An 11,077-nucleotide genomic window follows, 5' to 3' on the forward strand; every position below is an offset into this window, starting at 1 on the left:
GGCCCCGCGAGGCATGCGCGGCCCCGGGCGCCAACCGGCGCGGTGCCCGCCCGCGACCGCGCGCGGGCTCATCCGGCTTGCCGGACGAGATCCTCGACGTCGATCCGCGGCGCCCGCGCCAGCCTAGCATCCACCTCGATGTCGGCGACGGCTTCATCCCGCTCGATCGCGGCCGGCCGGCGCGCCGGGATTCCGGCCTCGAGCCGCGCCCTGGAGGCCGCGACGACGCGGCCGTGCTCCGTCTCCTCGGCCAGGCTGCGCAGCCGCTCGAACGCCTCCTCGGACAGGATCACGACGGGCTCGCCGGCCGGGGTCTTGGTGCGGACGATGGTCATGCGCCGGATCCGACTCGTCGACCGAGCCGCGCGGCCCGACCGCGTGGACGATGATGCGATCGCCCGCCGTCGTGAAGAGGATCCGCCAAGGCCCGACCCGGAGCCGGTCGCCGGGCTATCCCCGCAGCGCGGCGACGTTGTCGGTCAGCGCGTGCGGCTCCGCCGCGAGGGGGTCGAGCTTCTCCCGGATGAGGGCCTCGACGTTGCCCGGCAAGCGGCCGAGCGCGCGGGCGGCGCGCGAGAAGACCACGGTCCGACCCATCGACGCCGCGTCAATCACACTTGAGACCGCTCGGCACCCCGTGTCGAGCGCGGATGGATCCATGACCTCCCACGACCTCCTCGCGCTCCTCGCGCCCGCCGGCCTGCGCGGACGCCTCCTGCCCGACCACCCGCTCGCCGACCTGACGTGGTTCCGCGTCGGGGGCCCCGCCGACCTCCTCTTCACCCCCGCCGACGAGGAGGATCTCGCGGCCGCGCTGCGGGCGCTGCCGGCCGAGGTGCCGGTCGCCGTGATCGGGCTCGGCTCGAACCTGATCGTGCGCGACGGCGGCGTGCGGGGGCTGGTGATCCGCCTCGGCGGCCGCGCCTTCGGGAGCATTGAGATCGAAGGCGACACGGTCCGCGCCGGCGCCGCCGTGCCGGACGTGCGGCTCGCCCGCGCCGCGGCCGAGGCCGGACTCGACGGCATGGCCTTCTACCGGGGCATCCCGGGCTCGGTCGGGGGGGCGCTGCGCATGAATGCCGGCGCCCATGGCGGCGAGACGACCGACGTGCTGGTCGAGGCGCGCGGCGTCACCCGGGAGGGCGAGATCCGCCGCTTCGGCCATGCCGAGATGGGCTTCTCCTACCGCCACGCCGCGGTGCCGGAGAGCGTGGTCTTCACGGGCGCGCTCTTCCGCGGCCGGCCGGGCGACAGGGCGGCGATCCTCGCCGAGATGGACCGGGTGACGGCGGCCCGCGAGGCGGCCCAGCCGATCCGGGAGCGCACCGGCGGCTCGACCTTCAAGAACCCGGAAGGCCGCAAGGCCTGGCAGCTGATCGACGCGGCCGGCTGCCGCGGCCTGCGCCGCGGCGGCGCCCAGGTCTCGGAGATGCACTGCAACTTCTTAATCAATACGGGCGGCGCCAGCGCGGCCGAGATCGAGGGGCTGGGCGAGGAGGTCCGGGCGCGGGTGAGGGCGCAGTCGGGCGTCGAATTGCACTGGGAAATCAAACGGATCGGTGTTCCGGCCTAGGCTCCGGGGCGGGGCGTTGCGCGGGCGCGACGGCCGGCGCGACCAGTGGATCGCCACCTCGTCTGCCGGCGAAATTAAACCGAAAATTTACCAGCTGGTTCGACAGTCGGCGTTAACGGCGCATCAAGCACTCGGCTGCCCGGGCAGCGGCGTGCCGGCCTCCAGCGATCCGCGACCGTCGGGGTTCACGCCCCGGCGCGAGGCGGGAGGTGGAGCCGCCGGCACGCCGGATCCAGGGGACCGGGGGCCGTCCGCGTCGGATCAGATCGCCCGCGTCGGGTCCAGTTTCGGTGAACTCGCCCCATGGATGGTGGAGGACGCTTTCCTGAACCGCCGATCGCCGCCGGCCCCGCCGGCGGCGCGGCCGGCAGCGCCCCCGCCGCGGCTCCGGCCGGAAGGGGGCTGCCCGGGGATCTGAGCCGCTACCTGCCGCGCTTCCTGCGGCCGCGTCGCGCCTCGGTGGCGATCCCGGCCGAGCAGCGCCTGCCGCATCTCGTCGGGACGAGCCTCGTCTTCGGCTTCTTCGGCCTCGTCGGCGCGGCGGGCTTCGTCGCGAGCGGCGCCTATGCCGAGATGGTGGCGCGCTCCGGCACGCCCCTCGACATCGTCGCCCGCGCGGCCGGGTTCGGCCTCGACAAGGTCACGATCGCCGGGCTCGTGCAGCTGCAGCCGGCCGAGATCCTGCACGCCGCGGGCATCGACCGGCGCAACTCGCTGCCCTTCCTCAACGTGGTGGCGGTGCGCGACCGCTTGGCCGAGGTGCCGCTGATCGGCTCGGTCTCGGTGCGCAAGATCTACCCGCACGAACTGGTGGTCACGCTCGCCGAGCGCGAGCCGAGCGCCCTGTGGCAGCGCAACGGCGAGATCTCGGTGATCTCGGCGGACGGCACCGTGATCGACCGCATGCGCGACGGGCGCTTCGCGACCCTGCCCCTGGTGGTCGGGGACGAGGCGAACCTGCGCACCAAGGAATACCTCGACCTCCTCGACGCGGCCGGCCCGCTGCGGGAGCGCATCCGCGCCGGGACCCTGGTCTCGGGCCGGCGCTGGACGCTCAAGCTCGACGGCATCGACGTGCGCCTGCCGGAGAGCGGCGCCCGGGAGGCGATGGCCCGCCTCGTGCGGATCGAGGCGGAGTCGCGCCTCCTGGAGAAGGACATCATCGCGGTCGACCTGCGGATGCCCGACCGGGTCGTGGTGCGCCTGACCGAGGAGGGCGCCGCCGCCCGCCAGGAGGCGATGAGGAAGAAGCCGAAGGCGAAGGGGACCGAGACATGACGCGCTCCGCCCCCTCCCTCCCCATCCCAGCTGTCCGCGCGGGCGTTGCGTCATGAGTCTCCTCCAGCACGGCCTCACGCCCCGCCTGAAGCCGCTCTCCGCGCGGCGCAGCGCGACCCTGTCGGTGCTCGACGTCGGCACCAGCAAGGTCGTCTGCCTCGTGGCCGAGCTCCTGCCGGTCGAGACCCTGTCGACCCTGCGCGGCCGCACGCACCTCGCGCGCATCATCGGCATCGGGCACCAGCGCTCCCTCGGCCTGAAGGGCGGGGCAGTGGTGGATCTCGAAGCCGCCGAGAACGCCATCCGGCACGCGGTCCACGCCGCCGAGCGCATGGCCAAGTGCGAGGTGCAATCGGTCATCGTGAACCTGTCGGGCGGACGGCTCGGCTCGCAGCACTTCGAGGCGCGGGTGCCGGTGCGCACCGGCCCGGTCACCGGCTCGGACGTGCAGCGGGTGCTGGAGGCGGCGAGCACGCACAGCGTCAGTCCCGGCCGCGCCGTCCTGCACGCCCTGCCGACCGGCTACTCCCTCGATCAGCAGAGCGCCGTGGTCGATCCCTCGGGGATGATCGGCGAGACCCTCGGGGTCGACCTGCACGTCGTCACCTCGGAGATCGCCACCGCGCGCAACCTGATGCTGGCGGTCGAGAACTGCCATCTCGGGGTCGAGGCGGTGATCGCCACGCCCTACGCCTCGGGCCTCTCGGCCCTGGTCGACGACGAGGCCGAGATGGGCGTCGCGGTGGTCGACATGGGCGGGGGCACGACCAGCGTCGGCGTCTTCTCGGGCGGCCACCTCGTCCACGTGGACGCGGTCGCGGTCGGCGGCCACCACGTCACCATGGACATCGCCCGCGGCCTCTCGACCCGGGTGGCGGCCGCCGAGCGGCTGAAGACGCTCTACGGCGCCGCCATGGCCACCGCCTCGGACGAGCGCGACATGATCGCGGTCCACGGCGTCGACGAGGACGAGCGCGACCTGCCGCATCACATCCCGAAATCGCAGCTCGTGCGCATCATCCGGCCGCGGGTCGAGGAGGTGCTGGAGCTGGTGCGCGACCGGCTGCGCAATGCGGGCTTCGCCGCCCAGGCCGGCCGCCGGGTGGTGCTCACGGGCGGGGCGAGCCAGCTCGTCGGCCTGCCGGAGGTCGCCCGCCGCATCCTGCAGGGGCAGGTCCGCATCGGCCGGCCGCTCGGCATCAAGGGTCTGCCGGAGGCCGCCAAGGGGCCGGCCTTCTCGGCGGCGGTGGGGCTCCTCGTCTACCCGCAGGTCTCCCACGTCGAGCATTTCGAGCCGAAGGGGCACCACGGGAGCAAGGGACACACGGACTCGACCTACATCGAGCGCGTCGGGCGCTGGATTCGGGAGAGCTTCTGAGCAATCGAGCGCCCGGCCGGGCTCGAACAGGCCCCGGGGGCGAGCGGGACGACACACCGGCGCCGGTCGGCGCTCACGACACCACAAGGGGCACGCGCATCATGGCCATCAGTCTCCAAGCGCCGGACATCCGGGAACTCAAGCCGCGCATCACGGTCTTCGGCGTGGGCGGGGCCGGCGGCAACGCCGTCAACAACATGATCGAGTCGGGGCTGCTCGGCTGCGAGTTCGTGGTCGCCAACACGGACGCGCAGGCGCTGACCTCCTCCAAGGCCGAGCGCGTGATCCAGATGGGCATCGGCGTCACCCAGGGCCTGGGCGCCGGCTCGCAGCCGGAGGTCGGCCGCGCCGCCGCCGAGGAGGTGATCGACGAGATCCGCGACCAGCTCTCGGGCGCCCACATGTGCTTCATCACCGCCGGCATGGGCGGCGGCACCGGCACGGGCGCGGCGCCCGTGATCGCCCGGGCCGCCCGCGACATGGGCATCCTGACGGTCGGCGTGGTGACGAAGCCCTTCCAGTTCGAGGGCGTGCGCCGGATGCGCACCGCCGAGGCGGGCATCTCCGAGCTCCAGGCCGCCGTCGACACGCTGATCGTCATCCCCAACCAGAACCTGTTCCGGGTGGCGAACGAGAAGACGACCTTCGCGGACGCCTTCGCGATGGCCGACCAGGTGCTCTACTCGGGCGTCGCCTGCATCACCGACCTGATGGTGAAGGAGGGCCTGATCAACCTCGACTTCGCCGACGTGCGGGCGATCATGCGCGGCATGGGCAAGGCGATGATGGGCACCGGCGAGGCGTCGGGCGAGAAGCGCGCCAACCGCGCCGCCGAGGCCGCGATCGCCAACCCGCTCCTCGACGACGTCTCGATGAAGGGCGCCCGCGGCCTGCTGATCTCGATCACCGGCGGCAACGACCTCACCCTCTACGAACTCGACGAGGCCGCGACCCGCATCCGCGAGGAGGTCGATCCGGACGCCAACATCATCCTGGGCGCCACCTTCGACGAGAGCCTCGACGGCATCATCCGGGTCTCGGTGGTGGCGACCGGCATCGAGCCGGCCCTGATCACCGCCCACGCGGTGAACGCCCCCGACCTCGCCCAGACCGAGCAGCGCATCGCGGAAGTCGCCGACCGGCTGCGCGCCGAGGCCCGCGCCCGCGCCAACCAGACTCAGGCCCCCGCGGCCGGCGCCTACCGGGCGGCCGAGCCGGCGCCCGCGCGCCCGGCTCCGGCGCCGGAGCCGGTCGCCCCGATGGCGGCCCCGATGGCCGAGGCGCCCCGCGCCGAGATGGCGCCGGCCCTGATCCACGACGAGGTGCAGATCACCCCGGCCCAGCCGCGGGCGATGCCGGCCTACGAGCCGCCGGCCCCGGCGCCCCAGGTCGAGCAGCCGATGGTCTCGGCCTCCGCCCCCTTCATCCCGCCGTCCCCGGCGGTGGTGCGGGCGCCGCGGATGCCGCGGGTCCAGGACCTGCCGCTGCCGGCCCAGGCCCAGATCCGCGCCAGCCGTGGCGAGGAGCCCGCGCCCCAGCAGGCCGCCCCGGACGCCAAGCGCACCTCGCTGCTGCGCCGCCTCGCCACGGTCGGCTTCGGAGGCCTGCGCGCCGACGAGGCACCGGCCGCGGCGCCCCAGGCACCGGCCATGCAGGCCCCGGCGATGCACCACGCCCAAGGTCTGAACGCTCAAGGCCTGCACGCTCAAGGCCTGCACGCGCCTGCGCCGCAGCCGCCGGTCGCCCGCGCCCCGCAGGCCCCGCTCGCTCCGCCGGCGCCGCGCGCCCCCGCGCCGCAGAGCTACGCGGCGCAGCCGCAGGGCTACCGGCCGGCCCAGGGCAACCTCGACCCGCAGGGCCGGGCCGCGCCCGCCCCGCGCATGATGGACGACGATCAGCTCGAGATCCCGGCCTTCCTGCGCCGGCAGGCGAACTGAGCCCCGACGCGCCCCGTCCCGGAACGGGACGGGGCCGTTCCGCACCGGGACGAACGCGCCCCGGGAGGGCCGCGATGGCGCCGCACGGACGCCATCCCGACCCGCCATTGAGGTGTTTCGGACACACCCCGGGACCCGCTGTCCCGGGGCTTAGGCGCTTGTCTAAAGCACTGTGATATAAAGCGAATCAGGGACCGAAACGGGGCCGCCGCGTTGTTACAGAGCGTAAGAAACCGTGATTTGGCCGCGCTTTCGAGCGCGACTATAGGTGTCCCAACAGCAAAGCAGGGGCGCGGGCCGCAGACGGGCCGAAGCGCCCAAGGGGCTTCGAACAGCGGATGGGTCTCACTCGAGCGTGTCTCCCAAGCGGGACGCGACGGTGGATCGCGTCCGGGGGCTGAAGAATGAGATCGAGTCAGCAGACGACCCTCCGCTCAGCCGTGAGCCTTTCCGGCATCGGCGTCCATTCCGGCAACCCCGTCACCGTCACGCTCCACCCCCGCGAGTCCCACGAGGGCATCGAGTTCCTCCGGACCGGGATGCCGACCGGCCTCGACCGCATCATCAAGGCCCATCACAGCCAAGTCTCCGCCACCGAGCTCTGCACCGTGATCGGCGACCGCCACAGCGGCGCGGTCGCCACGATCGAGCACCTGATGTCCGCCCTGCGCGGGCTCGCGGTCGACAACGCCCTCGTCGAGATCGACGGGCCCGAGATGCCGATCCTCGACGGGTCGAGCGCCCCCTTCGTCACCGCCATCGACTCGGTCGGCCTCGTCTCCTGCGGCGCCCCGCGCCGCTTCATCAAGGTCCTGAAACCGGTACGGGCCGAGAAGGGCCGCGCCTTCGCGGAGCTTCGTCCCTACGAGCGCGGCTTCCGCCTCGACGTCGAGATCGACTTCGAGAGCCCGGTGATCGGCCGCAGCCGCAAGGCCCTCGACCTCACCCCGGCCGCCTATCGCCGCGAGATCGCCCGCGCCCGCACCTTCGGGATGATGCGCGACGTGGAGCGCTACTGGAAAGCCGGGTTCGCGCTGGGCGCCTCTCTGGAGAACACCGTCGCGGTCGGCGACGGCGGCGTCGTCAATCCCGAGGGCCTGCGCTACCCGGACGAGTTCGTCCGCCACAAGCTCCTCGACGCGGTGGGCGACCTCGCCCTCGCCGGCCTGCCGATCCTCGGCGCCTACCAATCCTATTGCGGCGGCCACGGGCTCAACGTCGCCGTCCTCGACGCCCTCTTCGCGGACCGCGCCAATTACGCGGTGGTCGAGGCGGCCGGCAGCCGCCGCGAGCCCGTCCTCGCCGAATTCGGCGTCGGCCTCGGCGCGGCAGCCTACGCCCCCGATCTCTGAGGCAGCCCCTTCCGCGCAACCGGCCCTCGCGGCCGAAGGTGGCACCGAAGCCACAGCGCGCAGCTTTCCGCCGGACCTGACCCCGCGCCGCCCTGCCGACCGGCCTTCCCCGCGGGGACCGCGCCGTTTTCGCGCCCAAATCACCCCGCACAGGTCGACGCCGCGCCTCGGACCGTCAAGGACCCGCGGGCGGAGTGGATTGACAAACGCGGCGCCCGCGCGGGCCGCCTGCCTGAGGATGAACCGTATGCCTCTCGCCTCCTCGCTTCGCGGTGCGAAGGGTGCCGTTCTTCGCGTCGCGCTGCTCGCGGCCTGCGGCGCCGGCCTGAGCGCCTGCGACGCGCTCGACTCGATCAATCCGTTCGGACCGGAGAAGTACAAGCCGGAGGTGATCGAGCGCCGCCCGGCCGACAAGATCTACAGCGAGGGCCTCGCCAAGCTCGAGGACCACGACTACGACGAGGCGGTCAAGCGGTTCCAGAACCTCGACAAGGAATACGCCTACTCGGATTGGTCGCGCAAAGCCGTGCTGATGACGGCCTACGCGAACTACGAGGGCGCCAAGTACGAGGACGCGATCACGGCGGCGAAGCGCTACCTGCAGCGCCATCCGGGCAGCAAGGACGCGGCCTACGCCCAGTACATCCTGGCGATGTCGCACTACAAGCAGATCCCGGACGTGACCCGCGACCAGGAGCGCTCGGAGCGCGCGCTCGCCGCCCTGCAGGAGCTGGTGCAGAAGTACCCGACCTCGGAATACGCGGCGGACGCCAAGGCCAAGATCCAGATCACCCGCGACCAGCTGGCCGGCAAGGAGATGACGGTCGGCCGCTACTACCTGGATCGGCGCAACTTCCCGGCCGCGATCAACCGCTTCCGCGAGGTGGTGAGCAAGTACCAGACGACCCGCCACGCCGAGGAGGCGCTGGAGCGCCTGGCGGAGGCCTACATGGCGCTCGGCATCGTGGCCGAGGCCCAGACCGCCGCCGCCGTGCTCGCCCACAACTTCCCCGACTCGCCCTGGTACAAGGACGCCTACGCGCTGCTGCAATCGGGCGGCGTCGAGCCCCGCGAGGAGAAGTCCTCGTGGATCAGCAAGGCCTTCCGCGGCATCGTGGGGATCGAGACCGCCGAGGCGCAGTAGGCGGAAGCGACCGCCGGCGGCGCGCCGCCGGCGGGTCCCGGATCCCGGGCCGGCCCACCGCCGCTCGCGCCCGGCGCTCGGGCGAATGGCCGCGCGTGCGGCCGCGCGTCCCCCTCGCGCCGCGGCCCGTCCTCCTGTAGAGACGCGCGGTTCCGCACTCAGAGAGACCCGGCCAGGCGGCATGCTGGTTCAGCTCGCCATCCGCGACATCGTCCTGATCGACAAGCTCGAGCTGAATTTCCGCGACGGCCTCAGCGTGCTGACCGGCGAGACGGGGGCCGGCAAGTCGATCCTGCTCGACGCCTTCACGCTCGCCCTGGGCGGGCGCGGCGACGGCCGGCTCGTGCGCCACGGCGAGGCGCAGGGGCAGGTCACCGCCGTCTTCGACGTGCCCCTCGACCACCCGGCCCGCGCCATCGCGGCCGCGTCCGACCTCGACACCGAGGGCGACCTCGTGCTGCGCCGGGTCCAGGTCGCGGACGGGCGCACCCGCGCCTTCGTCAACGACCAGCCGGTGGGCGTGCAGGTGCTGCGCGCCATCGGGGCGGCCCTCGTCGAGATCCACGGCCAGCACGACGACCGGGCGCTCGCCGACCCGACCACCCACCGCGCCATACTGGACGCCTTCGGCAACCTGCAGGAGCGGCAGGCGGCGGTGGCGGAGGCGTCGAGGGGCGTGCGGCAGGCGCGCGCGCGCCTCGCCGAGCACCGCGTCCGGGTCGAGGCCGCCCGCAAGGAATCGGATTTCCTGCGCCACGCCGTGGAGGAGCTCGGCGCGCTCGCGCCGAAGCCCGGCGAGGAGGCCGACCTCGCCGAGCGCCGCACCGCCATGCAGCAGGGCGAGAAGGTGGCCCGCGACCTCAACGAGGCCCTCGACGCGGTCGGCGGCCAGGGCTCCCCCGCCGCCCACCTCTCGGCGGCCCTGCGCAAGCTGGAGCGCCGGGCCGCGCAGGCGCCGGCCCTGGTCGATCCCTGCGTGACCGCCCTCGACGCCGCCCTGGTCGCCCTCGACGAGGCCCGCGACGCCCTCGAACACGCCCTGCAGGCGGCGGAATTCGATCCCCGCGAGCTCGAGCGGGTGGAGGAGCGCCTGTTCGCCCTGCGGGCGGCCGCCCGCAAGTACGACGTGGCGGCGGACGACCTCGCGGCCCTGCGCGAGCGCTACGCCGCGGACGTGGCGGCGATCGATGCCGGGGAGGAGACCCTGGGGCGGCTCGAGGCCGACCTCGCCGCCGCCGAGGCGGCCTACCTGAAGGCCGCCCGCGCCCTCAGCGAGGGGCGGCGCAGGGCGGCGGGCAAGCTCGACAAGGCCGTGCAGGCGGAACTGCCGCCGCTCAAGCTCGAGCGCGCCCGCTTCCTCACCGAGATCGCCACCGACGAGGCGAGCCGCGATCCCGCCGGCCTCGACCGGGTCGAGTTCTGGGCCCAGACCAATCCCGGGACCCGCCCCGGGCCGATGATGAGGGTCGCCTCGGGCGGCGAGCTGTCGCGGTTCATGCTCGCCCTCAAGGTCGTGCTGGCCGACAAGGGCTCCGCCCCGACCCTGATCTTCGACGAGATCGATACCGGGGTCGGCGGCGCGGTGGCGGACGCGATCGGGGCTCGGCTCGCCCGGCTCTCCGACCGGGTTCAGGTCGTGGCCGTCACCCACGCGCCGCAGGTCGCCGCCCGCGCCGCCAGCCACTTCCTGATCGCCAAGGAGGCCGTGAAGGGCTCCGACCGCGTCGCCACCCGGGTGACGCGCCTCGCCGAGGCGCCCCGCCGCGAGGAGATCGCCCGCATGCTCGCGGGCGCCACCGTCACCGAGGAGGCCCGCGCCGCCGCGGCGCGGCTGCTCCAGGCCGCCGAGGCCTGAGGCGGGCTCGCCGGGCTCCCGCCCTGGACAGCCCGGCGGCGATGGTTAAGCTCGGGTAAGCGGAGTCGCGCCGCCCCGCTTCCGGGCGCCGGCATGGTGAACGAAGTCTGAAAGTTAACCTTTCCTTAACCATGGGGGCCGATCCTCTCGGCTCGCGGGGCGCCCCGTTGCCGGGGCCCCTGAGCGCGCAGGGGGATCGCGATGGAGCAGGACGCCGTGACGCCGGACATGACGCCCGACCGCCGGCTGCCTCGACTGGGTGCCGAGATTCAGAAACGGCTCGGTCAAGTTCTGCGGGCCTTCTACGAGAAGACGACGGACGGGCTGCCGCTGCCCGCCGACCAGATCCAGCTGCTGCTGCACCTGCGGCACCGCGAGCGCGAGTTGCAGCGCACGCGGTGAGGCACCCCGCCGCGCGGGCTTGAGCGAAGCCGAAATCCGCATTGCGACGCAATTCGTCGGATCACGAGCCCGCGCGGCGCTTGAGCGAAGCCGAAATCCGCATTGCGACGCAATTCGTTGGATCACGAGCCCGCGCGGCGCTTGAGCGAAGCCGAAAT

General features: G+C 73.3%; 10 protein-coding genes. 8 read left to right on the top strand and 2 right to left on the bottom strand.

Annotated features, from left to right (window positions below; genetic code table 11):
* Window positions 1-68: 68 nt before the first annotated feature.
* Both MET2598_RS38275 and MET2598_RS43115 read right to left on the bottom strand, forming a co-directional pair.
* Window positions 69-335, bottom strand: coding sequence for a hypothetical protein (locus tag MET2598_RS38275; RefSeq protein WP_051086536.1), 267 nt, complete (start codon window positions 333-335; stop codon window positions 69-71).
* Between the two features lie 115 nt (window positions 336-450).
* The gene (locus tag MET2598_RS43115) at window positions 451-597 is read right to left on the bottom strand and encodes a hypothetical protein (RefSeq protein WP_236728829.1); all 147 of its coding nucleotides are present in this window, start codon (window positions 595-597) and stop codon (window positions 451-453) included.
* A 61-nt stretch (window positions 598-658) separates the two neighbouring features.
* Here MET2598_RS43115 and murB point away from each other — a divergent pair, with 61 nt between their 5' ends.
* The 8 genes from murB (at window position 659) to MET2598_RS0128445 (ending at window position 10,919) form a co-directional block, all read left to right on the top strand.
* A complete protein-coding gene (murB, locus tag MET2598_RS0128410; RefSeq protein ID WP_018263167.1) occupies window positions 659-1,573 on the top strand; it encodes a UDP-N-acetylmuramate dehydrogenase in 915 nt (304 codons plus the stop codon).
* 303 nt (window positions 1,574-1,876) lie between these two features.
* A complete protein-coding gene (locus MET2598_RS0128415; protein ID WP_012336326.1) occupies window positions 1,877-2,851 on the top strand; it encodes a cell division protein FtsQ/DivIB in 975 nt (324 codons plus the stop codon).
* A gap of 52 nt (window positions 2,852-2,903) precedes the next feature.
* Window positions 2,904-4,229, top strand: coding sequence for a cell division protein FtsA (gene ftsA / locus MET2598_RS0128420; protein WP_012336325.1), 1,326 nt, complete (start codon window positions 2,904-2,906; stop codon window positions 4,227-4,229).
* 101 nt (window positions 4,230-4,330) lie between these two features.
* Window positions 4,331-6,166 carry a cell division protein FtsZ gene (ftsZ, locus tag MET2598_RS0128425; RefSeq protein WP_018263168.1) on the top strand — a complete coding sequence of 612 codons (1,836 nt, stop codon included), beginning with the start codon at window positions 4,331-4,333 and terminating at the stop codon, window positions 6,164-6,166.
* Window positions 6,167-6,570: 404 nt separating this feature from the next.
* Entirely contained in the window at window positions 6,571-7,518 is a 948-nt protein-coding gene (gene lpxC, locus MET2598_RS0128430) for a UDP-3-O-acyl-N-acetylglucosamine deacetylase (protein ID WP_026190990.1), read from the top strand.
* A 247-nt stretch (window positions 7,519-7,765) separates the two neighbouring features.
* Window positions 7,766-8,662: an outer membrane protein assembly factor BamD gene (locus tag MET2598_RS0128435; RefSeq protein ID WP_012336322.1), complete on the top strand. Its 897-nt coding sequence runs from the start codon at window positions 7,766-7,768 to the stop codon at window positions 8,660-8,662.
* 181 nt (window positions 8,663-8,843) lie between these two features.
* Complete coding sequence (gene recN, locus MET2598_RS0128440) at window positions 8,844-10,517, top strand: DNA repair protein RecN (protein ID WP_012336321.1); 1,674 nt, start codon at window positions 8,844-8,846, stop codon at window positions 10,515-10,517.
* 201 nt (window positions 10,518-10,718) lie between these two features.
* Window positions 10,719-10,919 carry a hypothetical protein gene (locus MET2598_RS0128445; protein ID WP_012336320.1) on the top strand — a complete coding sequence of 67 codons (201 nt, stop codon included), beginning with the start codon at window positions 10,719-10,721 and terminating at the stop codon, window positions 10,917-10,919.
* Window positions 10,920-11,077: the final 158 nt, after the last annotated feature.

Origin of the sequence: Methylobacterium sp. WSM2598 (assembly GCF_000379105.1) — a bacterium.
Lineage (GTDB): Bacteria > Pseudomonadota > Alphaproteobacteria > Rhizobiales > Beijerinckiaceae > Methylobacterium.

Coding starts and splice junctions, on each gene's coding strand:
- MET2598_RS38275 (WP_051086536.1), bottom strand. CDS start 335: ATGACCATCGTCCGCACCAAGACCCCGGCCGGCGAGCCCGTCGTGATC.
- ftsA (WP_012336325.1), top strand. CDS start 2,904: ATGAGTCTCCTCCAGCACGGCCTCACGCCCCGCCTGAAGCCGCTCTCC.
- MET2598_RS0128415 (WP_012336326.1), top strand. CDS start 1,877: ATGGATGGTGGAGGACGCTTTCCTGAACCGCCGATCGCCGCCGGCCCC.
- MET2598_RS0128435 (WP_012336322.1), top strand. CDS start 7,766: ATGCCTCTCGCCTCCTCGCTTCGCGGTGCGAAGGGTGCCGTTCTTCGC.
- lpxC (WP_026190990.1), top strand. CDS start 6,571: ATGAGATCGAGTCAGCAGACGACCCTCCGCTCAGCCGTGAGCCTTTCC.
- ftsZ (WP_018263168.1), top strand. CDS start 4,331: ATGGCCATCAGTCTCCAAGCGCCGGACATCCGGGAACTCAAGCCGCGC.
- murB (WP_018263167.1), top strand. CDS start 659: ATGACCTCCCACGACCTCCTCGCGCTCCTCGCGCCCGCCGGCCTGCGC.
- MET2598_RS0128445 (WP_012336320.1), top strand. CDS start 10,719: ATGGAGCAGGACGCCGTGACGCCGGACATGACGCCCGACCGCCGGCTG.
- MET2598_RS43115 (WP_236728829.1), bottom strand. CDS start 597: ATGGGTCGGACCGTGGTCTTCTCGCGCGCCGCCCGCGCGCTCGGCCGC.
- recN (WP_012336321.1), top strand. CDS start 8,844: ATGCTGGTTCAGCTCGCCATCCGCGACATCGTCCTGATCGACAAGCTC.